The following is a 22,420-nucleotide window of genomic DNA, read 5'->3' as shown; positions in this document are numbered from 1 at the left end:
CGCGTTGGCGGCCGGACTTCGTCTCTTCCCGTATTCATCTCATTCATTGCGGTGTTTTGCGCAATACCAACTGAAAGGAGATTTGCCATGGCTTCCCCTGCCGCCCATAGCCGAGACACGATGCGCGCGGCCGTCTGGCACGGCCGTCACGACATTCGCGTCGAAACCGTTCCGTTGCCGCCCGCGCCGCCCGAAGGCTGGGTTCAGATCCGCGTCCATTGGTGCGGGATCTGCGGCTCCGACTTGCACGAGTATCTCGCCGGGCCGGTCTTCATCCCCGTGGATGCGCCGCATCCGCTCACCGGCATTCAGGGGCAGTGCATCCTGGGGCACGAGTTCTGTGGCGAGATCGCCGCAGTGGGTGCCGGCGTGGAGGGTTTTGCGGTCGGTCAGCGCGTGGCCGCGGACGCTTGTCAGCATTGCGGCCACTGCTACTACTGCGCCCACGGGATGTACAACATCTGCGAGAACCTGGCCTTCACGGGCTTGATGAACAACGGTGCCTTTGCGGAACGGGTCAATGTGCCGGCCAATCTGCTCTACGCGCTGCCCGACAATTTCCCCACCGAAGCCGGTGCGCTGATCGAGCCGCTGGCCGTCGGCATGCATGCGGTGAAAAAGGCCGGCAGCCTGCTGGGGCAGAACGTGGTCGTGGTGGGCGCCGGCACGATCGGCCTATGTACGATCGCTTGCGCGCGGGCCGCCGGCGCGGCGCAAGTGATCGCGCTGGAGATGTCGGAGGCGCGCAAGGCGCGGGCGAAGGCGGTTGGCGCGAGTCACGTGATCGACCCGTCGGCCTGCGACGCGCTGGCCGAAGTGCGCCGCGTGACGGGCGGGCTGGGGGCCGACGTCAGCTTCGAATGCATCGGCCACAAGGACACGGCGAAGTTGTCGATCGACACGATCCGCAAGGCCGGCACCTGCGTGATGGTCGGCATTTTCGAGGAGCCCAGCAGCTTCAACTTCTTCGATCTGGTATCCACCGAGAAGCGCGTGATCGGCTCATTGGCCTACAACGGCGAATTTGCCGATGTCATCGCCTTCATCGCCGATGGCCGTATCGACGTGACGCCGTTCATCACCGGGCGTATTCAACTCGAAGACATCGTCGATAAGGGCTTCGAACAACTGGTTCACCACAAGGAAAACAACGTCAAGATCATCGTCTCGCCTGGCGAGATGGTGGCGGCCTGACGGGACCCGAGAACGCCCGAGGAGGCAAGACCGCATATTGACTTGGCTCCTCTTGGCGCCCAAAGTCGGCCATCGTGACAGACGGCTAGCCCCGATCGAGCGGGCCGATGTCCGATTTCCAGTGCTTATGCTTATGCCTATGTCATTCGATATGGTCGATTTCGCTGCCGGCACCGCCGATCCCCTCGCCGCGGAGAACGATCTGCTGTCGCTGGCGGGCTCCGGCCGAAGCGTCGCGCATCTTTGGCAGGCGCCGGTCTCGCTGGTCGTGCCGCGCAGCTACCAGCGCTTCGCAGCGCTGGAGCGCGCGCGTGCCGAGTTCGCCCAGCGCGGTTGCCCGGTCTTTATGCGCCTGTCCGGCGGCGGACTCGTGCCGCAGGGGCCGGGCATTCTCAATCTGAGCTTGGCCTATCCGGTGCGGGGCACCGTGGGCGAGCTTTCCGAGGGTGTTTATCGACACCTGTGCGAGATTCTCGGCAACGCACTTGGCACGCTGGGGCTGCGGACGCATTGCCAGGCGGTGGAAGGCTCGTTCTGCGACGGCCGTTTCAATCTGGCCTGGGGGCCGGCGGGCGACGCACGCAAGATCGCCGGTACCGCGCAATTCTGGCGCCGCATGAACGCGTCGCAAGCGTCGTCGGCGCCGCTGCACGTGGTGCTGGCGCACGCTGTGCTGCTCGTCACCGCTGATCCCGTGGAAATCAACCAGCGTGCCAATGCCTTCGAGGAGGCTATCGGCAGCGCAAGGCGCTATCTGCCCGGGCGGGTAGTCAGCGTACAGCAGGCGCTTTACGGCACGGGCGGTGCGCCGGCTGACCGGCTCACCGAGCGGGTCGCGTCGGCACTTCGTGCGTGCGTGGCCGAGGCCGCACCGCCCGCCGGCGTAGACGATCGAGGGTAGTGCGATCCGGGCGACGAGCGATTGCGCTCACGAACCGCCGTGCCGGGTGTCGTTGCCCGGCACGGCCGTCACCACTGATGGTGAACAAACGGGGCGATCGTCTGCAAGTAGAGCTCGCGCAACGTGGACATCGCAGCGTCCGTCAAGGGCGGCAAGTCGCTCGCCGCATTGTTCGCCTTCGCTTGTGCGGCGTTTCTGGCCCCAGGAATGACTGTCGTCACGCCCTGATTCATCAGGATCCACCGCAACGCGAACTGCGCCATGGTGACGCCTTCCGGAACCAGCGGGCGAATCTTGTCGATTGCCCCGAGGGCCACGTCGTAGGGCACGCCGGCAAACGTTTCGCCTTTGTCGAAAGCCTGCCCCTCGCGATTGAAATGGCGATGGTCATCGGCGGCGAACGCCGTATCGGCAGTCATCTTCCCCGTAAGCAACCCTGACGCCAGCGGCACACGGACGATTACCGCAACGTCCCGGCTCTTGGCTTCGCGCATGAAAAGCGCGGCCGGCCGCTGTCGGAAGATGTTGTAAATGATCTGCACGGACTTCACGCCCGGGTATTCGATAGCCTTGAGCCCTTCCTCGACCTTTTCCACCGATACGCCATAGTTGCGGATCTTCCCCGCGGCGACCATGCGATCCATCGCCTCGAAGACCTCCGGCCGGTAGTAGACCGCTGTTGGCGGGCAATGGAGCTGCACGAGATCGAGGCAATCGGTGTCGAGGTTTTTCAGCGACCGGTCGACAAAGGCATTCAGATTGGCGGCCGTATAGCCCTGGGCCACATGCGGCTCGAGCCGACGGCCCGCCTTGGTGGCCACGAACGGCCGCGGGCCGCCTCGTTCTTTCAGCACGGCTGCGATGATGCGCTCGGAGCGCCCATCGCCGTACACATCGGCCGTGTCGATGAACGTCGTGCCGCTATCCAGCGCCGCATGCAGCGCGGCCTTTGCGTCGTTCTCGGACACGTCGCCCCATGACCCGCCGATTGCCCATGCGCCGAACCCGATCTCCGAAACGGCTTTTCCGGTTTGTCCAAACATCCGCTGATTCATCTGCTTTCCTCTTTCATGGCATGAGTTGCCCGCCGTTGACTTCGATCACCTGCCCGGTGATGTACCCCGACATTGCGGGAGACGCCAGAAAGAGGAATGCGCCCACGCATTCTTCCGGCAACCCCGCTCTGCCCATCGGCACCGACGCCGTCTGCGCCGCTTGCACATCGGGTGGTGTGTATTTGTCGTGGAACGGTGTCTGGATGAGTCCGGGGGCCACGGCGTTGACCCGGATGCCGTCCTGAACGAATTCCTTCGCGTGGCCGCGCGTCAAGCTGCTGACGAAGCTCTTGGCAGCCGCATAAAGCACCGCCCCCGCGCCCCCGCCGGTGCGCGCGGCCACCGACGACGTGTTGATGACGTAGCCCCTCGTTTCCTTGAGGAACGGGTGAGCGGCCCGCGTGGCATCCCAGACCGAGCGGGCATTGAGGCTGACGACGCGATCGAAATGACCTTCAGGCATTTCGGTGGTCTTGATACGCCCCAACATGCCGCCGGCGTTGTTGACGAGCCCATCGAGGCCACCGAGCATGTCCGCCGCAGCCTTTACGACGTGTGCGGCGCAGCCCGCTTCGCTCATGTCGCCCCGGACGAGCCGGATCTGTTGGGGACATTCGGCGCGCAGCGCCTGGGCCGCCGCCTCGCTCTCGTTGTAGTGAGCCACCACGTAGGCACCCTGCGCGGCAAAGGCGCGAACGACCGCCGCCCCAATGCCGGTGGACCCGCCAGTGACGAGAACCTTCGTGCCGTTGAGCTCGCCAATGCGGATCTGCTCGAAAGAGGGCATGGATTTCTCCGGATAGGAAGCGCCCAAGGGCTTGGGGTGTCGCCGAAGGCTCGGCGAGCCGCGTGCCGGCTTTACCTCGACCGGTACGAATGATTGCACGGTATAGAATGAGCAGAATTCAATGAGGTATTGAATCTTATTCATCATGGCAAAGACGGATCGCATCGACTTCGCAGATCTGAAGACGTTCCTGACCATCGTCAGATGCCGCAGCTTCACACTCGCCGCCATCGAGCTTGGGCAGACCCCCTCGGCGGTCAGCCATGCAATGCGGCGTCTGGAAGACCGCCTCGGCGCGAAACTGTTGAACAGGTCGAGCAGGGCGGTCTCGGCTACGGCAACGGGCCATGATTTGGCCGAGCGGTTGGAAAACGGCTTCAACGAAATCGGCGCGGCGCTCGAGACTTTCGACGCGCCGGGCGCCGCGCGGCTTGGCGAGATTCGCCTGAACGTTTTTGCCGATGCCGCGCATCTGCTGATTGCCCCTGCGCTGCCGGAGTTCGTGCGACTGTGTCCCGACGTGCGGCTGACGGTCGTCGTTGAAAACAGGCCCATCGACATCGTGGCCGAGGGCTACGATGCGGGGATTCGGTATGGCCACTACGTCCCCGAAGACATGGTTGCGGTTCCGCTCACCGGTGCGCAGCGTTGGGTCATGGCGGCGTCGCCTTCTTATCTGGATACGCATGGCCCGCCGCGCTTGCCCGATGATCTGGCCGAGCACGTTTGTCTTCAGCTGTTGCTCGGCGACAATTCCAGCTATCGCTGGGAGGTGCGAGCCGATGGAGCGCCTCGCCGCCTGCGCGTCCCGGGCCTGCTCACGATCAATGACACGGCGACCACCATCAGCGCGTGCAAGGCGGGCCTGGGCATAGCCTACGTACTCGAAGCCCGAATAGCGGACGAACTGGCGCGCGGAGAACTGCGGATCGTGCTGGAAAGGAACGCTTACCCGGAGGACCCGTTTCATATCTATTACAGCAGCCGCCGGTATAAACATCCGGCGCTGCTGACGTTGATCGATATCATCCGGGAACAGCAGTCGCTCCCGAAGCTCGTCTCGCGCGGCCGGAGCCGGTCGGCGAAGGCCGCCGCCGGCTCTGCAGCGACCGCTGTCACCGAACGACTTTTTCCCGTCCGTAAAGCATCATCATCCCGATGATCACGAGTCCGAAAACGACCTGCCGAAACACGTCGGCCGGCAGGCTGATTCCCATCTGGGCAAAGTAATTCTGCGGCTGCAGCACCGATAGGATCGACTGCAAAAGCGTAATGAGGATGACGCCCGCAACGGTGCCCACATACGTGCCCCGGCCTCCGAGCACGTGCGTGCCGCCGAGCACGATCGCCGCGATCGTCGGCAGCAGATAGGGATCGCCCATGGCCTGATAGGACCGGTTCGCCCAGCCGGCGAGCAGGATGCCGCCAGCCGCGGCGCAGGCGCCGGAAAACGCAAACGCGATCAGCGTGACGCGCCGGGTATCCACACCCGAAAGAAACACAGCCCGCTCGCGATTGCCGATCGCATAGATCTGCCGGCCGAGTCGGGTGCGCGTCAGCATATACGTGGTGCTTGCCCCCAAGGCGATCCAGACGAGCAGCGGATTGGCGACGCCGGGGATCAACTGTCCGCTCGCGAGCGAGATCATGAGGCCGGTGGCCCGGTCCTGCGGTGCGAAGCCGCCGGTGTGATAGACCATGAGCCCTTGCGCGACCGCATTCATGCCGAGCGTGAAGATCATCGAAGGCGCACGCAGATAAGCGACGCCGAAACCGTTTATCAGGCCAATGACGAGACCGCAAAAAATCCCGAACGGAATCGCGAGCGGCACGCCCAGCGTGGGCCCCAATACGCCGGAGGCACCGGTGGCCATCATGCCGCCGATCGCGATCGTCCACGGAATCGAGAGGTCGATCTGGCCCATGAGAATGACGATCATCTGCCCCGTTGCGATCGTGCCGAGAAAGGCGGCAACCTGCAGTTGCTGGGCGAGATATTCGACTGACAGGAAGCCGGGCTTGGCCGCGGCACCCAGTGAAAGCAGCAGCACGATGCAGCCGAAGGCGACGAGCGTCGCGGTGTCGATCTTGGGCAAGGAGCGAACCATGGCGGGCACTAACGGTAGAGGTCCAGCTTGTTGCGAACGCGCAGCAGACGCAGCGAACCGAGGCTGACGGCAAAGAGCAATACGAGCCCGACGAAGAGCGGCTGCAAAACGGGATTGATGTTGAAGACGATGAGCAGATCGCCCACCGTGCGCATCACGAATGCGCCGAAGATGGAGCCGACTGCGCCGCCCGCCCCGCCGAAGAGCGATGTGCCGCCGATCACGAGCGCCGCGATCGAGTTCAGCGTGTAGTCGCCGCCGAGTGCGGCGCGCGCTTCGCCGGAGAACGTGATGCACGTGAGAAGAAGGCCGCCCAGCGCCGCGAAGAATCCCGCAAGCGTATAGGCGCCGAGCTTTGCCCGTGCGATCGAAACACCGGACATGTAGGCCGCCTGCTCGGAGGAGCCGACCGCGTAGGCGGCCCGTCCGAGCGTGGAGCGCCGGTAGGGCAGCCAGACGCAGACGACGGCGGCGAAGACCAGCAGAGCGGAGGAGGGAATGCCATAGGTGGAACGCGTCATCAGCTCGGCGAGGTCGCCGTTGATGTCGCCGCCGGGCTGCGGGCGCAAGGCGAGTGCGATACCGAAATAGATGGCGCTCGTCGCGAGCGTGGCGATCAACGGCTGCAGCCGGCCATAGACGACGATCAACCCGTTGACGAGGCCGCACAGCAGCCCGGCGGCCAGCACACTCGCCACGCCGAATGCGCTCGTGAGCGCATCGCCCGTGACGAGGGTGGATGCGAGGCAGTTGGCCAGCATGAAGATCATCCCGACGGACAGATCGAGTCCGCCCGTCAATACCGGCAGCGTCTGAGCCATTGCCACGAGCGCCAACAGCGCGCCTTTGTTCGCCGCCGTGTTGATGATGTCGGCACTGAGCCCGATTGGCTGAGCCGCGCCATATACGCCGAACATGGCAACGAAGATCGCCACCGCAACGAGCGGGCCGCGCTGCGCCGCCAACCAGTATCGCCAATAGCCGGGGCGACGGGTACCCGTTACGGCAGGCGCCTGTGTCTCGATCGTTTTCATCGGGTTACCTTGCCACGTTGGAGGCGGACCGCTCGGCCGTCGATGTCAGATTCAGCGCGGCGCCGATCAGGTTGTGCTCGGTCAATTCGGCGCCCTCCAGCATGCGGCTGACAGTGCCGTCGTAGAAGACGGCCACCCGGTCGCAGCAACCGATCAACTCGTCGTAGTCGGTCGAGTAGAAGAGGATCGCGGTGCCCTCTTCGGCCAGCCGGCGCAGCAACTGATAGATCTCCTGTTTCGTGCCCACGTCGATGCCTCTCGTCGGGTCGTTCAGCAGGACGATGCGCGGCTTCGTCATCAGCCATTTTCCGATCACGACCTTCTGCTGGTTGCCGCCCGAGAGCGCGGCCACGGGGCCGTCCAGCCCGTTCGATTTGATCGAGAGCTGCCGCATCAGCGCATCCACGCGCTGCGCTTCGGCCCGGCGGTCGATGCGTCCGAACCGGCTCACCGCATCGAGTGCGGCGAACGACAGGTTTTCGCGTACCGTCATCGGCAGCATCAGCCCTTCGTTCTTTCGATCTTCGGGGATCAGCGCAAGCCCCAATTCAGGCGATTTCGCGTGGCGCGGGCTCGTGATTTTTACCGGGCGGCCGGCTAATTCGATCTCGCCCCCCACACCGATGAGCGCACCGAAGAGCGCGAGCAGGAACTGTCGCTGGCCTTGGCCATCGAGGCCGCCGAGGCCGACCACTTCGCCGGGGTGTACGTCGAGCGACACGTCCTTCAACTCGCTGGACCAGGACAGATTGCGCACCGCCAGCGCCGGTTTGCCATCGCGCTTCGTGCCGCCGAGAGCAGGGAAAACGCTCGAGTACTCCCGGCCGATCATCATCTCGACGATGGCTTCGTCCGATTTGGTGCCGGCTTTGAACGTTTCGATGTAGCGGCCGTTGCGAAAAACGGTGCAGTCGTCGGCCAGTTCGGCAATCTCGTGCATCCGGTGCGAGATGTAGATGATCGCCATGCCCTCGGCACGCAGCTGTTTCAGAAGCGTCAACACCTTGGCCACGTCGGCCGCGGTCAATGCCGAGGTCGCTTCATCGAGAATGAGGACTTTGGGCCGTCGCGCGAGCGCTTTGGCAATTTCCACCATTTGCTGGCGCGAGAGCGGCAGGGTGCCGACGGGCGCTGCGGGATGGATGTCCTCTCCGCCGATGCGGGCGAGCATTTCTTCCGCGCGCCGCCGCTGGGCGGCGCGGTCGATGAGCCCGAAGCGCCGCGGTGGGTGCGTGATGCCGATGTTGTCCGCCACGCTCAGATCGGGCAGCAGCGAAAGCTCTTGAAAGATGCACGAGATGCCGGCGTCGGCCGCCGCGCCGGGCGTGGCGAAGCCGACCGGCACGCCGTCGAGGAAGATGCGCCCGCTGTCGGGCTGCACCACGCCCGAAAGAATCTTGATGAAAGTGGATTTGCCCGCGCCGTTTTCGCCGATGAGCGCGTGAATCGAACCCGCGCGGCACGAGAACTGGACGTTCTCCAGCGCCCGAACGCCGCCGTAATGCTTGGACACACCCTCCACGCGCAACAGAGGGGGTGCGCCGGACGTCTGCTCGACCATCGCTTTGCGTCTCCTCCTGCCGGCGCGGTCTGGCCGCCGCCGCTGCGTTCGGTTCAGTTGTTCGTGCCGGTTTGCGTGGCGATTTCCTCGGCCGAGAAGCCGATGTTGCAGCTCGGGAAGTTATTGCCTGCAAAGAAGCTTCCCGGCAGGCTGGGGAAGACGTCCTTGCCCGGCGTGAACGGCGAATAGTCGATCGAGGTGGGCAGCGCAACGCTTTGCGGAATCACGTCGCCGTGCAGTGCGGCAAGCGCGGTCTTGATTGCCACGGCGCTCTGTGCGGGGCCTGTGCCGCCCGACTGGCAGGTGAGTTTGGCCTTGTCGCAAAGCATGCGATAAGCGTTCTCGGTTTCGCCCGAAACCGGTGCCTTGAATTTGCCGGCATCGAGCATGGCCTGCACCGCGCCTTGCGATCCGCCCTGGACATAAATGCCGTCGAAGACGCCTCCGGCGGAAATCGCGTCGGCGGTGGCCTTTTGCGAGTCGCCCGGCGCCCAGTTCCCGATCACGTCGACCACCTTTACCTTGCGGCCGGACTTGTCGAGCACGCCGTGAAATCCTTTGTCGCGCGCGAGATCGACGGGCTGGCCGGACGGGCCACGCACGTGCAGGAAAGTCAGATCGCCCGTCTTTTTGGCCTCCTTCAGCAAGAAGGAGGCGGCTATCTCGCCGAGGCCGATCTGGTTGACGTTGACCGAAATCTGATCGGGGCTGTCGATCACATTGTCGAAGGACACGACGACCACGCCCTTGGCGTTGGCCTTGTGCACGACGCCCTTGAACGCCGCGGCGCTGTTGGCGTCGACGATGATCGCGTCGAAGCCCTGGTCGATGAAGTTATTGGCGGCCGCGATCTGTGCGGAGATGTCCTGGCCGACGGAGACGACCTTGAATTCCTTGATGTCTTTTTTCACCGCGGGCTGCGCCACGTACGCTTTGGCGACGCGGATCATCTGGACGCGCCAGTCGTTGGCGATGAATCCGTTGACGAGCGCGATGCGGTAGGGGCCCTGTTTGGCGGGCCACTGGAAGTATTTCGTGCTGGCGGATTCGGGTTTGAAGCAGCCCGGATCGGTGCCCGGCCCGCTCACGGTCTTGGGACCGGCTGCCGAGACCTGCGTCGACAACGCGACCGATATCAACATTCCCGCTGCCGTGGGACGCAGAATCTTCAGCATGCTTTTCATTGATCTTCCTTGATTGACCAGATGAACGCCATACTCCGACGGGGAGAGTCTGGGCGAGCGGCATTCGGCCTGTCAAGGCATAAGATAGCGCTACCCACTAAATGGGACGCTATCGGACGCACCGCTTCTATCGGCATAGCAGGGGCCATTCGAGTTCAGGCGTCGTCAAGCTGGGGCGTACCCCGAGGGTTCCAGGCTGGTGGGCGGACGCGGCATCCGGTTTCAGAATTCCCGTTTCGCGAGCTTGTCCAGCGCGTAGGTGCCGCCGCCGCGCACAGCGATGTAGGCGGCCAAGAGGGCCATCAGCACGGGGTATTCGATACCCCGGTCTATCCACGGCCATCGGGGGCCCAATGCGTAGCTGATTCCCACCATCTCCAGCATGATCGCGAGGGCAACGGGGCGCACGACGAGGCCCGCCGCAAGGAAAAGCGCGCCGAACGTTTCGAGCAGCATCACCAGGAACGCGAGTTCCGGTGCGAAGGGCAACCCCATGGCGTTTCGGATCAGATCGATCGAACCTTGCATCGGGTCCGCCATGGACCCGTGCGACGTGCCCAACAATTTCGGCAGGCCATGCGTGAAAACGATGAGGCCGAATCCGCAACGGAGCGCCGCATACAGGAAGGGTTCGGCGGCTTCGTAGACGTTGACCATGAATGGAAACAGCAGGCGCTGCCGGGTTTCGGAATCGCGGGTGGAAGCGGTGAAGGGATTGCGTTTCATGTCGAATGCTCCATTGCCGGCAATCGGGGCGCGGCGTCGGCGAGTCCGGAGCAGGAATTATCGATGGCGGCGACGGGTCGATAAATGGCGTGCGTTGGAAACGGCATTCAACCCGTGTCAACAATCTTCCGTCGCGCAGCGCGTTGAAATACGCGCTGTTTGCGCGGCGTTTCGAGTGGCGCGCGTCGAACGGCGGTGCAACCGCGCGACCGGTTTATCGCCCCAGCCCGTTGGCCGTCAGACGCAAGCCTTCGACGTCCACGCCGATCGTTTTGATGGCGCTGCGTCGAACGTCCTCGCGAAGCCGGGTGAGACCGGTTTGATCGCCTCGTGCTTTGAGGTCCCGCTCCGCAGCTTTCGCGAGCATCGCGAGATGGCCGAGCGTTTCGGCCTGGCGTTGCTTCTCCGCGTCCGACACCGACATTCTCGTTGCACAAACGTCGTCTTTGTCGACAGCCACCGCCGGCAACGACGGCCAGTGCGACGAGCGGCAGGACCATGCGGCGCGCACGACCCACCGTGTCGTATGCGACGGTGCGGGCTATTCGATTCCGAAGGCGCTCAAGCCACTGGAGTGACGGGCCGCAGTCGCTTTTTAGCGCGCTTCGCGCGTTGTCTGCGCGTCGGCTTTTGCCTGCTCGAGCAGCCCTTCGGCTGCATGCCATGCATGCGAGGCGGCGCGAGGATCGCCGACTGCGCGTGCATCGGCCGTGGCCCCGCTCAGCAGCATCACGTATACGCCCGCCAGCCGGTGCGCCGCAGCCGACGGGACGATCTCGTCCAGCAGCTTTTCGATCATGGCCAGCAGGTCGGCGCGATAGCGTATGGCGACCTCCGTCACCCTGGGGGCGGAGGCACCGAATTCGGCGAGTGCGCGCTCGAACAGGCAGCCCGAGAACTCGGGTGTGCGGAACCAGGTTCCGTACCAGTCGAAAATGCCTTTCAGGCGGGCAGTGGCATCGGGCATCGGCGCGAGGTTTTCGGCGATGCTGTCCATGATCAGCGTGTAACGTTGTTCCAATACCTCGCGGATCAGATCTTCCTTACCCGAGAAGTGATGATAGAGCGTCATGCGCGCGACTTTCGACTCGTCGATGATCCAGTCGATGCCGACAGGGTGGAAGCCGTATTTGGAAAAGAGTTCGCTGGCTTTGTCCACCAACTGTTGGCGCTTGCTCTCGCGCATCGGAACCTCCTGAAGCGTTGGCGGCATCTTAGCACTGCCGCCCATCGGAGGCCCGACGCTGCCCGAGGGCTCGGGCAGGCGGCGCATCTTTGCGCCCCGTGGCGTGAGGTGCATCCGCACTTGCAGGCGCGGATGCACGCAATTTTCACGCCGCGCGTCCGGCTTGGGCAAGCCACTGGCCGAGGTCGGTACGCCCGATCCGGGCATCGCCGAGCGGCACGAGCGATAGCGCTTCCACCCGGCCGCCGAAGTAGCGGGCCTCGCGATCGGTGACGACGGTACGTGCGTCGCCCATCTCCTTCAGATAACGGGCGACGATGTCGGCAAACGGCGCGCGATCCGGCCCGGCGATGTCGATCGTGCCGTCGAGGGGCTCGGCGAGCGCGACTTGCGCGAGTATCGCCGCGACGTCGCCGGCGGCGATCGGCTGAAACAGCCCGTCGCCGATGCGTACCGCGCCGTCTTCCGTTCCCGCATCGGCAATCCCGCCGATGAACTCCATGAACTGCGTTGCCCGCACGATCGTGTAGGGTACGCCGGAGGCAACGATGGCTTCTTGCTGCGCGACCTTGGTCCTGAAATAGCCGTTGTCGGGCATGCGGTCGGTGCCGACGATGGACAGCGCGACATGATGGCGCACGCCCACCGCTACTTCGGCCTTGCCAAGATTGCGCGCGGAAGTGCGGAAGAACTCGAGCACGGCCTGGGGTTCCCACACTGGCGCGTTCGCCACGTCCACGACGACATCGGCGCCGGCAAGCGCGGGCGTCAGACCATCGCCCGTGATCGTATTGACGCCGGTGCGCGGCGATGCGGCAACCGCCTGATGGCCCGCTTCCCGGAGCAGCGTCACGAGACGTGAGCCGATCAATCCGGAACCACCGATTACGACAATCTTCATGGCATGTTCTCCCACTGGCAGTGAATGATGGCGCGCAGCGCTGACGGCCCGGTTTCGCGCGAGAGCGTTCGCCTTCGTCGCATTGCGTGAGGCTATTGTGAAAGAATGATGGACTACCGATAAGTGCCAAGATTTGGAAACTCGACTAGTCCAAGTAACGTTGAGCGCGCAGCGCCGAGGCCGCCATGACCGTCCAGCCCCCCGAATTGACGATGGAAATCGATCGGCAACGCCAGTTGCCGATCTATCTTCAGATCTGCGATCGCTTCAGAACCGCCATCGCGGCGGGGCATCTGCGCCCCGGCGATCGGGTTCCGGCGCTGCGGGGGCTTGCCACGCAGCTCAATACGGCGCGCGGCACCGTGGAACTGGCGTATACGATTCTCGTCGACGAGGGGTACCTGCAAATGCGCGGCGCGGCCGGTACGTTCGTCTCGCCCTCGTTGCCTCAGGCCGTGATGCGCGGGCCGCGCGGGCAAAGCGCGCGCCCGCGCGCCGCCGCGGGCGAGGCGCCTGCACCGGACATCTCGCACCGTGTGCCGCCCGCACGGCGGCAGCAAGCCCTCGCTGTCGCGATGAGCGGCGAGCCCGGTCTGTTGCAGCCGGGTCTGCCGGCGCTCGATGCGTTCCCGCGCAAAGTCTGGAATCGTCTCGTTTCGTTCCGGGCGCGCAGCGGCGAGCGCGCGGCGCTGGCTTACCCCGATCCCGCGGGCCATGCGCCGCTGCGCGAGCATATCGCGACCTATCTCGGGTTGTCGCGCGGCGTGAGCTGCCTGCCCGAGCAGGTGTTCGTCACCGCCGGCTATCGGGCGGCGCTCGAACTCGTGCTGCGCAGTCTGGCGAGTGCCGGCGACCGCATGTGGTTCGAGGATCCCGGCTATTTGCTTGCGCGTAGTTTCTTGTCCGAGACGGGGATGGAGCTCGTTCCCGTGCCGGTGGACGAGGAAGGCATCGATGTCGAGCGGGGCGAGCAACTCTGCGCGCAGGCGCGCTTCGCGTTGGTGACGCCCTCGCACCAGAGCCCGCTCGGGCATACGCTTTCTCTCGCGAGACGCATCGCGCTGCTCGATTGGGCCGAGCGATCGTCGAGCTGGATCCTGGAAGACGACTATGACAGCGAGTTCCGCTATCTGGGCCGGCCATTGCCGGCACTGAAAAGCCTTGACCGCCATGACCGCGTAATCTACTGCGGCACCTTCAGCAAAGTGATGTTCCCGGGATTGCGGCTCGCCTATGTGGTCGTGCCCGGGCGCGCGATCGAGCGCATCGCGCGCGTTGCTCACAGCATGAATGCCGGCTCGCCGACGCTGCTCCAGGCCGCCACGGCGGATTTCATCGGGCAGGGCCATTTTGCGCGGCATTTGAAGCGAATGCGCGCGCTATACGGAGAGCGGCGCATGTTGATCGTGAATGCGTTGAAAGAAGCCTTCGGCACACGGCTCGACGTCGATCCGCCCTCGGGCGGCATTCAGTTTGCGGTGACGTTTACCGAGGGACCCGACGGACCGGTCGATGACGTCGCGGTCGCGGCACGGGCACGCGAGGCCGGACTGTACGTACTGCCGCTTTCGACCTGGTACGCGAACAGCCGCGCGCGCCGCACGCCGCGCGGCCTCGTGATGGGTTTCGCCAACGTGGGCGATGCGCGCGATGCCGGCCGTCTCGCCCGGACACTGCGCAGCTGCCTTGACGCCTGAATCGCGCCGGGGGAAGGCAATACCTCCCCGCCCGCCTATCTCGCGACCAGGCATGGATGCGGCAAAACGGTTTGTCCAGCTTATTCGATATGCAATAAGTCGGGAATAATTGTGAGCAAATGTTTCTCGCCGGGGCCGATGCGACCGGGGCTCCTATTTTTGGCAGGTGGCGGAAAAATTTATATGCGAAATTCGCGCGATAAGTAATAAACGGGCATTGCGGCAGGTGCGGATAATCGATGCGTAGATCCGTTGTTCGAGGATGCGCTCGGTCAATCCGAAATGATTTGAAAGAAAGTTGACAGCACAACAAAACTCCATCTAATCTGCGTACATCGCCGCGCATGCGGCGAGCGAACGAGGGGGGCGCTGCACGCGCGCCCGTCGGCCGCGTGGTGAACTCCGTCTCAAATGCCGCACCCAGTATTTCTGGTAGTGCGGATATTCGTAGTCCATATTTTTAGTAATCCTAATTGATGGGCGAAGGATCGGATTAATCGTTATCGATGGATGGCAGTCCAGGGGCTAAGCCTCTGTGTCGCGAGCTACGGGTTTGCTTGCGCGGCGTCGTTTTGTCCGCCGGCGAGTGAGAGAGATAACAAGAAATCGCAAATGAACAACGTCATCTACTTTCTCATTCAAGGATTTCTATGCGCTCCCATTTCGGATGGAAAATAGGTTGCATATCGATCGCCGCGCTGCTTGCGCTTGCGGGATGCGGCGGCGGTGACGGCTCGCAGACAGCTGTTTCGCGCGCGAGCGGTGGCACGTCGTCCGCGCAACCGTCGGCGATCGTGCCGGCGACGACGGTCGCGGCAACGCCCGGCGTGGACAAGACGGTCTCGCCCGTGGAGATGCCCGATACGGTCATGCCGGTCAATTACAGGCTCTGGTTCCGGCCAAACGCCGATCTCTCCGCATTCGACGGGCGGGCGGATGTGGAGATCAAGGTGCTCAAGCCGGTGACGTCGATCGTGGTCGCGGCGCATCGGCTGCAGTTCGTCAACGGTACGATCGCGCTGCAGCCGGGCAACGTCCCGCTGATCGCCACGCCGCAGGACGACGGCGACTACTATCAGTTGCGGCCCGCGAGCGGACTGATCGCGGCGGGCACCTATTCGCTGCACATGGAATGGCGCGGGATCATCAACTTCAAGAGCTACGACGATCCGGTCACGAAGACGGGCGGCAGTTGCGGGAACGATCCATACCCTGGCTGCTCCGCTGCGGAGGGCATTTTCCGCGTCGATTTGAAGAGCACCGACGGTACGACGAGCGGCGCGATTCTGACGCAGGCCGAATCCGATCTTGCCCGGCAGTGGTTCCCCGGTTGGGACGAGCCCGCATTCCGTCCGACGTATGAGGTCAGCGCCGATGTGCCGCAAGCCTGGCGCGTGGTCTCGAATGCGGCGGAGCGGCCGTCGGTGAATGTGGATAGTGGCTACAAGCGCGTGTCTTTCGAGAAGACGCCGCCGATGCCGTCGTACCTGCTCTTTTTCGGTGGCGGAAAGTTCGATGTGCTCGAAGATGATTTTGCGAGCCCGCTGCCCGACGGCAAGGGGCTGCACCTGCGCGTCTTCACGCCGCCGGGCATGCGCGACTGGGCGAAGCCGGCAATGGAACAGACAAAGCAGGCGCTCGATTACTACTATCGTTATACGGGCATCCCGCTGCCCCTCACGAAGTTCGACACGGTGGCCGCCAACGACGCCTTCAAGGAAGAGAAGGACTTGAACTTCGGCGGCATGGAGAACTGGGGGGCCATTCTCGAGTTCGCGGACGACATTTTGCCGCAGCCGGGCTCGCCGATGTCGAACTACGGGGTGACCGTGATCACGCATGAAGTCGCGCACCAATGGTTCGGCGATCTCGTCACGCTCGACTGGTGGGATGACGTCTGGCTCAACGAGTCGTTCGCCACGTTCTTCGAGAACAAGACGAAAATCCGCTTCTTCCCCGATCGCTTCAGTTGGGAGAGCGAAGTCAAGAACAAGTACCGCGTCATCGCGGCGGACCTGAAGTCGACCTCGTTCCCGGTGCAGCCGAATTTCAACGCCTGGGCCTCGAACGACTTCGTGATCGATGCGGGCACCTTCGTCTACGACAAGGGTGGTCAGGTGCTGAAGATGATCGAGGGCTACCTGGGCGACGAGGTCATGCGCAGCGGACTTCAACAGTACCTGGCCGATTATGCGCTCGGCAACGTTACGCCAAAACGGCTGTGGGACGAGCTCTCGCGCGCGAGCGGTCAGTCGATGACGGCGATCGGCGATAGTTTCGTGCGGCAGACGGGCGTTCCGCTCATTTCGCTCAACACCCTATGCGATCTGACGACGAACCAAACGGTGGTTACGCTCAAACAGCAGCCGTTCCCGAACCAGAACCGTTATCCGGGCACGCAATGGACGATTCCGTTGACGCTCGCCTATGGCGATAATCTTGCGAGCCGTTCGATGTTCGCCATGAAAGGCACCGACATGCAGGTGCGGCTCCCGGGATGCGGTGCGGTGCTCGCGGACCCGACCGGGCAGGATTACTACGTCGTTAATTACGGCGACAACGCCTGGACGCAACTGCTGTCGCAAGCGAGCGCGCTGCAGGATCCGGCTCGTCTGACGAATCTCAAGCTCGGCACGCATCTGCTCGTCGACAACGGTCTTGCCGACCAGTCGCGCGCCACTGCCATCGATTCGATCAACGTGGCGCCGAGCGTGGCGCTGCGGATGCTGCGGCTCGATACGTCGGCGCTGGAGCCTGTCGTCCGGCGTCCGATGCATTACCAAGGCCGGCTGAAGGCGAAACGCGAGTCCAAGTAATCCCCCTCGCACACGGCGGCGCCAGTTCCCGGAAGCAACGGGGCTGGCGCCGTTGCTTTGCAACTGAAACCAAGCACTTGCTCAATATTTGAAAGGAGCGCCCCGTTTTCGGCGATCGGGAGCGCTGCCTGTATTGGGTGAAAGCTCTATTTTTACAGTAGGCCTTGCGTTGTCATCGGCGGCGTGTAATATTTGGTAACGATGTAGAAAAAATATCAGACCTCTGAAAGTCGGTCGCTCTATAGAGCAACGCGGGGAATATATGGGGATGAACGTCGGACCACGGGGATTCTGCTCGGGGCGCGCACCATTGACGGTCGCGCAGGCAGATTTCGCAAACAACGGCATTGCGGGCTCCTGGCGCATGCGGCCCGCTGATCGGAGCCGCCTGGCGGCTCGTACGACCCCTTGCCGCTACTGTTACCGCTACGGCGCCGCGTCGGGCTCGAGCAAGCCCGGAATGCGACACATTCCTTTTTCTCCGGTTGAGTGCCGATATACCGCAGCGCGATGTTCTCCGGGGAGGCACAGGTAGCCGTTTGCCAAAAACAATCAGCTCGTCTGGTTTTTTACTGGCCTTTATAAGTCTACTAAGATGCCCATTCTCTCCATTGTCATCCCCACCAGGAACCGAGCGGCGCGTCTTCGCGAATTGTTGCAGTCCCTGCGACGAGCCGTGGAGCGAGCGCAATGCGAAGCGGGGGTGGAGATCGTCTGTGTCGATAATTGTTCGCGCGACGATACGAAGGCGGTGGCCGAGGAGTATGTCCGGACCCTGAGCTATGTCCGCTATCAGGTTCATCAAAAGGAATACCTTACGGCGGAAGAGAGCCTTTTCAACGCGCTGCAGTATGCCCGAGCCGATTACGTCTGGTCATTGGGAGACGATGACATCGTCATCGACGATGCCTTCGAGCGTCTTCTGCCTATTCTCGAGCAGGCGCAATTCGATTTCATTCTCATGAACCTGCGTGGGAAGATCGAGAGCCGGGAGTATAGGTATTGTCACAGTCCATCGCCTCTGATCGGCTACAAGAAAGGCTTGGACATGTTCCGCGATTTCGGCTTGATCAGTGCGACGACCACTGTTTCGTGCCTGTGCTTCCGTAAGACGAGGATCATGAGTGTCGATTGGCGACGGTTTCAGGAGATATCGTCGATTTACAGCCATTCGGTGAGTTTTTTTGCTGCGTATCATGATCGCCCGGTGGCCTTCATGCCCGAGCCGGTCATCATCTACAACAGCAATACGCTCGACGAGGAGCTGGAGCGCTTCGAGCATGTCAGCGTTGCGAAGGCCAAGCCCGTATTTTTTCCTTTTACGACCGGCCTCGCGGCGTTGTTGGCCGAAGGCTCGCGCAAGACGGGTGTCGCTTTATCGGAGTTGCTGACGTTCGAGGAACTCGAGATCAGCAAGACGAACTGGCAGGTCAAGCATAGCGTCTTGGGCGCCTTTATCTGCGGGATGCTGATCAACCAGATCCGGGTGTATATCGACAATGTCCGACAAGCGTCCGCGCCTGTCCTGTTCGATCTTGCCGATATGAGGCGTATTGCCGCACTTGTGCCGGAAACGGACCGCGGTCTTCGGTCCATCCTGGCGGGGCTACTGGCGCTGTTGGAAAGGAAGCCGTCCCGGCCTTTGGTCTATGCTTTTTGGGCGCTTTCCGGCAGTCGGGCGTTGACGAGGCTCCGGCTGTGGATCGTGTCGAATATATTGTTGCGAAGAATGGATCGCATGATCGAGCGGTATACGCGGGCGCTGATCGAATACGAAAGGCAATTTTTCGACAACCGTCTTGCGCTCAGCGATCCGTCGCGAGCGGTCATATCCTTCGATGCAGGTACCCCCTCCAAGACGACGCGTGGGTACCCCGTCGTTCCCTGACTCGGCGAGTCTCGCAGCCGCCGGCTCTCTTGCGTGAGCCGGCAAACAGGTCGACTTCCGGCGCGCGGCGAACCGCGTCATCCGAGGCGGCGCAGTTTGCGGACGATGCGCGCGAACACCTTCCAAAGGACGCGCGATGCGGCCGATGATTGGCGATATATTTCTACCGCGCTATGCGTGGTGTGATTTATCCCGTGCAGTGTCGAGGAAATCGAGTGCAGCAGATGTGCCGCCTCGGGGTTTCGATCGGTCGGATCGCTCTCTGCCGCATTGCCGCGAGCTTTGACGTACGCTTCTATCCGCGCGATCAGCACATTGCGGTCGGCATCGCAGAATGCGTAAGGTACGCTCTCCAGCGGGTCCGCCCAGCGCAGTATCTCTTCGCGTTCCCGCAGCCGCTGCGGCGAGATCGCCACATAGCCGGTGAGGCAGCGATAGATGTGATAGCCGTAAGCTTGGCCCGCAAAGAACAGACGGTAGAGTACCTCCCGATCTTGCGCATGCAGCATCCGGCAAAAGGACTCGCGGATTTCCGCGATTCTTGCACGGCTCTTCGGATGTTCGCCGATCCGGTATAGCTCCTCCAGAACGCGGAGCAGGTCGAAACTCATCGGATCGACGCGATAGAGAAAATCGCGTGCCCGCACGAACTCCTCGTACGGGACCTTGCTGCGTTCTTCCGCCCTTGCCACGCTCGCCATCAACTGCTCGTACATTCGTTGCATCGTCGCGACGACGAGGCTGACGCGGGAGCCGTCCGGCCTGAGGTCGACGATTCGCCCGACTTCGGCAGGCGTCAATGCTCCTTCATCCACCATGAAAGCAAGAAGCCGGACCATACCGAAGCCCCAGATCATGTGATCGCTGATGTTGTGCTTCTTCGCGTAATTCCGGAAGTGGTCGACGGTCTCGTGCACGCTCATCCGGTAATGCACGAGTGGATAGTTGACGATCCGCATGCGTTTGCCGCGAAAGGAAACATATACCCAGGCCACATGCGAGTAGATGGGTTGCAGGCGATATGCCCGGTAAGCGGTTTCCTTGTCGACGATGTCACGGCGGAACACCAGATTGGTAATTCCCGCCATATAAAACGTAAAACCCAGAACCTGCGCCGACGCGGCCGCGTCGACGTCGAGGTATGGTCGATTGATCGGAAGAATGCCTGAGTTCACCGCTTCGCCCCATGAATTGATCATGGCGGAGTTGAAGCAGAAGATATCCGCGGCATCGGAGCGGATATTATCCATCAGCAGTTCGATGCCCTCGGCGGTCGGTATGTCATCGTCTCCATGAAACCAGACATAGCGCCCCGTGCACAACTCGAGCGAGTTGAAGATATTCTCCTCCGCGCTCGGGTAGTGTGCCGCATGCGTGTGCACGCGCAGGCCCGGGCGGCACAGCGGCGCGAGCAACGCTTCGGTATCGTCGGTCGAGCAATTGTTGGCAACCAGGATTTCGACGTCGGTCCCTAGTCTGTCACCCAGGATGCCGGCGAGAAACAACACCAGTGAGTAGACCCGCGGGCCGCGGTTGTAGCTCGGTATGCAAATGGTGAGTAGAGTATCCGGACTCATATATTGAATTATTGGAGGGATAACTGGATCCGCTGCACGAAACCGCCCGGGCAGATAAAAGACACACTCGTCGAAATTTTGGAATTGCATGCCCGAGAAAACTCGGGCCGCGGTGAACGCCGCATCCGCCGTTTGAAATTATGCCACCGTTTAAATTCGGGGCAAAAAAGCGAATTGCCGTGCCGCAGGCACGGCAATCCCAGCCGGATGTTCGGGGGCGGTCGGGCCACGTGCGTTAGCGCGGCTTGCGCAGCGGATCGAGCAGACTGCGCAAGCCGTTGTGGTCGAGTTCCTGCATGAGGGCGACGAGACGGCCGATTTCGCCGGGAGGGAAGCCCTCGCGGGCGAACCAGTTCAGGTAGTACCCGGGCAGATCGGCGATGAGCCGGCCCTTGTACTTGCCGTAGGGCATCGCCACGGTGACGAGCCGCTCGAGGTCATGTGCGTTCATCGAGGCATTCTCCCCGATTCCGGGACCGCCGTCGCGCGCGGTTCACAAGCAACGCACGAGCGCGCTCGTCAAGCCTGCAGCAAGCCGCGCCGCGCGAGATTGCGGTAAAGCGCGCGTACGCCGAACGTCCAGGGTGCGATTTCGTCGCTGCGCGCCACCGTGTTGACGAGCGCGCCGAGCGAGGGCGTCGAGATCGTCACCGTGTCTCCCATGTGATGGGTGAAGCCGGCACCCGGCGCGTCCCGGTCCTTGATCGGCGAGAACATCGTGCCGAGAAAGAGAACGAACCCGTCGGGATACTGATGGTGCGCACCGCAGGTCTGGCCGACGAGGTCCGTTGGGTCGCGGCTGATCTCCGTCATATGGCTCACCCCTTCGAGCACGAACCCGTCACTTCCCTCGATGCGCAGCGCGAGGCTCGCCCGGCGCACGGTATCGAGCGTGAAATGTTCGTCGAACAGGCGCACGAACGGGCCGATCGCGCACGAGCCGTTATTGTCCTTGGCTTTGCCCAGCAGCAGCGCGGAGCGGCCTTCGATGTCTCTCAGGTTCACGTCGTTGCCGAGTGTCGCGCCGACGATGCCGCCATGACTGTTGACGGCGAGCACGATCTCGGGCTCGGGATTGTTCCAGTTCGAAGTGGGATAGAGGCCGACGGGTGCGCCGAGACCAACGGCCGACATCGGTTGCGATTTCGAGAACACCTCGGCGTCGGGGCCGATGCCCACTTCCATGTATTGCGACCAGGCATCACGCCGGATCAGTTCGGCTTTCAGCCGCATGGCGCCTTCGGAGCCGGGCTTGATCCTGGCGAGATCGGTGCCGATCAGCTCCACCATGAGCTTGCGCACCTCGTCCGCTTTGCTGGCGTCGCCGCCTGCCTGTTCTTCGATGACACGTTCGAGCAGACTCACGGCAAACGTCACGCCGCAGGCCTTGATCGCCTGGACGTCGCAAGGTGCCAGCAGCCGCAAGACGGGGCCGTTCGCGAGGCTGGCTTCGAGCAGCGGTTCGACGGGACCGAGGGACTCGCCTGGCGCATGTCGTGCCACGTCCACCGCATCCGGCCGATCGAAAAGGTCGGCGGTCGTGGGCACTGTGGCGGTGATGTCGAACACTTCTTTCCGGCGAATCGCGACGACGGACGGGCCATCGTGGGGGGCGGGGCGCCAGACGCGCCCGATCAGGGTGGCGTCGTCGAGGTCTTGCGGCAGGCAGGAGCGTGGCGTCGGTTGCATGGTCGGGATCTGCGGCATGTCGGATGTTGGAGGTGCGTCGATCGTAGTCAGGCTCCGGCGGTGTGTCCACGATATTGATTAGATGTTCAACCTATTGGACAATCGCAACCATCGCA

General features: G+C 62.9%; 20 protein-coding genes. 7 read left to right on the top strand and 13 right to left on the bottom strand.

All coding sequences use genetic code 11. From position 1 onward, the window contains the following. The first annotated feature begins 120 nt into the window (after positions 1 to 120). Together U0034_RS03245 and U0034_RS03240 are read left to right on the top strand one after the other, a co-directional pair. A complete protein-coding gene (locus tag U0034_RS03245) occupies positions 121 to 1,194 on the top strand; it encodes a 2,3-butanediol dehydrogenase (RefSeq protein WP_233212065.1) in 1,074 nt (357 codons plus the stop codon). A gap of 139 nt (positions 1,195 to 1,333) precedes the next feature. Continuing rightward, positions 1,334 to 2,095 carry a lipoate--protein ligase family protein gene (locus tag U0034_RS03240; RefSeq protein WP_085225587.1) on the top strand — a complete coding sequence of 254 codons (762 nt, stop codon included), beginning with the start codon at positions 1,334 to 1,336 and terminating at the stop codon, positions 2,093 to 2,095. 68 nt (positions 2,096 to 2,163) lie between these two features. Here U0034_RS03240 and U0034_RS03235 read toward each other — a convergent pair whose 3' ends face one another. Both U0034_RS03235 and U0034_RS03230 read right to left on the bottom strand, forming a co-directional pair. Next, positions 2,164 to 3,150, bottom strand: a complete 987-nt coding sequence (locus U0034_RS03235; RefSeq protein ID WP_085225589.1) for an aldo/keto reductase — start codon at positions 3,148 to 3,150, stop codon at positions 2,164 to 2,166. A gap of 13 nt (positions 3,151 to 3,163) precedes the next feature. Continuing rightward, positions 3,164 to 3,937 carry an SDR family NAD(P)-dependent oxidoreductase gene (locus U0034_RS03230; protein ID WP_085226394.1) on the bottom strand — a complete coding sequence of 258 codons (774 nt, stop codon included), beginning with the start codon at positions 3,935 to 3,937 and terminating at the stop codon, positions 3,164 to 3,166. A 145-nt stretch (positions 3,938 to 4,082) separates the two neighbouring features. Between U0034_RS03230 and U0034_RS03225 the strand changes: the two genes are divergently transcribed. Beyond that, positions 4,083 to 5,099: a LysR family transcriptional regulator gene (locus tag U0034_RS03225; RefSeq protein WP_085225591.1), complete on the top strand. Its 1,017-nt coding sequence runs from the start codon at positions 4,083 to 4,085 to the stop codon at positions 5,097 to 5,099. On the opposite strand, the gene U0034_RS03220 is transcribed toward U0034_RS03225, so the two are convergent. The 6 genes from U0034_RS03220 to U0034_RS03195 all read right to left on the bottom strand — a co-directional run bounded on the left by U0034_RS03220 (position 5,053) and on the right by U0034_RS03195 (position 10,968). Then, positions 5,053 to 6,033 (bottom strand): ABC transporter permease, encoded by a 981-nt coding sequence (locus U0034_RS03220; RefSeq protein WP_233212061.1) that lies wholly within the window; start codon positions 6,031 to 6,033, stop codon positions 5,053 to 5,055. The two genes, U0034_RS03225 and U0034_RS03220, sit on opposite strands and share 47 nt — an antisense overlap. A 20-nt stretch (positions 6,034 to 6,053) precedes the next feature. Beyond that, on the bottom strand, positions 6,054 to 7,079 hold the full coding sequence (locus tag U0034_RS03215; RefSeq protein ID WP_085225595.1) for an ABC transporter permease: 1,026 nt from the start codon (positions 7,077 to 7,079) through the stop codon (positions 6,054 to 6,056). Between the two features lie 4 nt (positions 7,080 to 7,083). Then, positions 7,084 to 8,640, bottom strand: a complete 1,557-nt coding sequence (locus U0034_RS03210) for a sugar ABC transporter ATP-binding protein (protein ID WP_085225597.1) — start codon at positions 8,638 to 8,640, stop codon at positions 7,084 to 7,086. 53 nt (positions 8,641 to 8,693) lie between these two features. Then, on the bottom strand, positions 8,694 to 9,824 hold the full coding sequence (locus tag U0034_RS03205) for a substrate-binding domain-containing protein (RefSeq protein ID WP_199187103.1): 1,131 nt from the start codon (positions 9,822 to 9,824) through the stop codon (positions 8,694 to 8,696). 222 nt (positions 9,825 to 10,046) lie between these two features. After that, positions 10,047 to 10,550, bottom strand: coding sequence for a DoxX family protein (locus U0034_RS03200; protein ID WP_199187105.1), 504 nt, complete (start codon positions 10,548 to 10,550; stop codon positions 10,047 to 10,049). Positions 10,551 to 10,764: 214 nt separating this feature from the next. Next, positions 10,765 to 10,968, bottom strand: a complete 204-nt coding sequence (locus U0034_RS03195; RefSeq protein ID WP_139831126.1) for a DUF6683 family protein — start codon at positions 10,966 to 10,968, stop codon at positions 10,765 to 10,767. Positions 10,969 to 10,996: 28 nt separating this feature from the next. Here U0034_RS03195 and U0034_RS03190 point away from each other — a divergent pair, with 28 nt between their 5' ends. Then, positions 10,997 to 11,128, top strand: coding sequence for a hypothetical protein (locus tag U0034_RS03190; RefSeq protein WP_254902542.1), 132 nt, complete (start codon positions 10,997 to 10,999; stop codon positions 11,126 to 11,128). A gap of 17 nt (positions 11,129 to 11,145) precedes the next feature. Here the strand turns inward: U0034_RS03190 and U0034_RS03185 are convergent, their stop codons facing one another. Beyond that, positions 11,146 to 11,736: a TetR/AcrR family transcriptional regulator gene (locus U0034_RS03185; RefSeq protein WP_085226400.1), complete on the bottom strand. Its 591-nt coding sequence runs from the start codon at positions 11,734 to 11,736 to the stop codon at positions 11,146 to 11,148. 145 nt (positions 11,737 to 11,881) lie between these two features. Next, complete coding sequence (locus tag U0034_RS03180; RefSeq protein WP_085225601.1) at positions 11,882 to 12,637, bottom strand: SDR family oxidoreductase; 756 nt, start codon at positions 12,635 to 12,637, stop codon at positions 11,882 to 11,884. Positions 12,638 to 12,822: 185 nt separating this feature from the next. On the opposite strand from U0034_RS03180, the gene pdxR reads away from it, so the two are divergent. The 3 genes from pdxR (at position 12,823) to U0034_RS03165 (ending at position 19,038) form a co-directional block, all read left to right on the top strand. Next, on the top strand, positions 12,823 to 14,334 hold the full coding sequence (pdxR, locus tag U0034_RS03175) for a MocR-like pyridoxine biosynthesis transcription factor PdxR (protein WP_085225603.1): 1,512 nt from the start codon (positions 12,823 to 12,825) through the stop codon (positions 14,332 to 14,334). 650 nt (positions 14,335 to 14,984) lie between these two features. Further along, complete coding sequence (locus tag U0034_RS03170) at positions 14,985 to 17,150, top strand: M1 family metallopeptidase (RefSeq protein ID WP_085225605.1); 2,166 nt, start codon at positions 14,985 to 14,987, stop codon at positions 17,148 to 17,150. A 595-nt stretch (positions 17,151 to 17,745) separates the two neighbouring features. Then, positions 17,746 to 19,038 (top strand): glycosyltransferase family 2 protein, encoded by a 1,293-nt coding sequence (locus U0034_RS03165; RefSeq protein ID WP_085225607.1) that lies wholly within the window; start codon positions 17,746 to 17,748, stop codon positions 19,036 to 19,038. A gap of 77 nt (positions 19,039 to 19,115) precedes the next feature. Here U0034_RS03165 and U0034_RS03160 read toward each other — a convergent pair whose 3' ends face one another. From U0034_RS03160 to U0034_RS03150, 3 genes are all read right to left on the bottom strand, one after another. Beyond that, on the bottom strand, positions 19,116 to 20,705 hold the full coding sequence (locus U0034_RS03160) for a glycosyltransferase family 2 protein (protein WP_085225609.1): 1,590 nt from the start codon (positions 20,703 to 20,705) through the stop codon (positions 19,116 to 19,118). Positions 20,706 to 20,850: 145 nt separating this feature from the next. Beyond that, the gene (locus U0034_RS03155) at positions 20,851 to 21,066 is read right to left on the bottom strand and encodes a DUF3820 family protein (protein WP_085225611.1); all 216 of its coding nucleotides are present in this window, start codon (positions 21,064 to 21,066) and stop codon (positions 20,851 to 20,853) included. A gap of 68 nt (positions 21,067 to 21,134) precedes the next feature. Then, positions 21,135 to 22,304, bottom strand: coding sequence for a fumarylacetoacetate hydrolase family protein (locus U0034_RS03150; protein WP_085226403.1), 1,170 nt, complete (start codon positions 22,302 to 22,304; stop codon positions 21,135 to 21,137). Positions 22,305 to 22,420: the final 116 nt, after the last annotated feature.

The organism is Trinickia caryophylli, from assembly GCF_034424545.1.
Lineage (GTDB): Bacteria > Pseudomonadota > Gammaproteobacteria > Burkholderiales > Burkholderiaceae > Trinickia > Trinickia caryophylli.
Note: the sequence above shows the minus strand (reverse complement) of the source record. Positions and strands in the feature narration are given on the sequence as shown.

Excerpts from the sequence above, each read along its gene's own strand:
- U0034_RS03180 (WP_085225601.1), bottom strand. The coding sequence starts at position 12,637 with ATGAAGATTGTCGTAATCGGTGGTTCCGGATTGATCGGCTCACGTCTC.
- U0034_RS03165 (WP_085225607.1), top strand. The coding sequence starts at position 17,746 with ATGCCCATTCTCTCCATTGTCATCCCCACCAGGAACCGAGCGGCGCGT.
- U0034_RS03170 (WP_085225605.1), top strand. The coding sequence starts at position 14,985 with ATGCGCTCCCATTTCGGATGGAAAATAGGTTGCATATCGATCGCCGCG.
- U0034_RS03200 (WP_199187105.1), bottom strand. The coding sequence starts at position 10,550 with ATGAAACGCAATCCCTTCACCGCTTCCACCCGCGATTCCGAAACCCGG.
- U0034_RS03245 (WP_233212065.1), top strand. The coding sequence starts at position 121 with ATGCGCGCGGCCGTCTGGCACGGCCGTCACGACATTCGCGTCGAAACC.
- U0034_RS03205 (WP_199187103.1), bottom strand. The coding sequence starts at position 9,824 with ATGAAAAGCATGCTGAAGATTCTGCGTCCCACGGCAGCGGGAATGTTG.
- U0034_RS03240 (WP_085225587.1), top strand. The coding sequence starts at position 1,334 with ATGTCATTCGATATGGTCGATTTCGCTGCCGGCACCGCCGATCCCCTC.
- U0034_RS03235 (WP_085225589.1), bottom strand. The coding sequence starts at position 3,150 with ATGAATCAGCGGATGTTTGGACAAACCGGAAAAGCCGTTTCGGAGATC.
- U0034_RS03155 (WP_085225611.1), bottom strand. The coding sequence starts at position 21,066 with ATGAACGCACATGACCTCGAGCGGCTCGTCACCGTGGCGATGCCCTAC.
- U0034_RS03225 (WP_085225591.1), top strand. The coding sequence starts at position 4,083 with ATGGCAAAGACGGATCGCATCGACTTCGCAGATCTGAAGACGTTCCTG.
- U0034_RS03150 (WP_085226403.1), bottom strand. The coding sequence starts at position 22,304 with ATGCAACCGACGCCACGCTCCTGCCTGCCGCAAGACCTCGACGACGCC.
- pdxR (WP_085225603.1), top strand. The coding sequence starts at position 12,823 with ATGACCGTCCAGCCCCCCGAATTGACGATGGAAATCGATCGGCAACGC.
- U0034_RS03160 (WP_085225609.1), bottom strand. The coding sequence starts at position 20,705 with ATGCAATTCCAAAATTTCGACGAGTGTGTCTTTTATCTGCCCGGGCGG.
- U0034_RS03230 (WP_085226394.1), bottom strand. The coding sequence starts at position 3,937 with ATGCCCTCTTTCGAGCAGATCCGCATTGGCGAGCTCAACGGCACGAAG.
- U0034_RS03185 (WP_085226400.1), bottom strand. The coding sequence starts at position 11,736 with ATGCGCGAGAGCAAGCGCCAACAGTTGGTGGACAAAGCCAGCGAACTC.
- U0034_RS03215 (WP_085225595.1), bottom strand. The coding sequence starts at position 7,079 with ATGAAAACGATCGAGACACAGGCGCCTGCCGTAACGGGTACCCGTCGC.
- U0034_RS03210 (WP_085225597.1), bottom strand. The coding sequence starts at position 8,640 with ATGGTCGAGCAGACGTCCGGCGCACCCCCTCTGTTGCGCGTGGAGGGT.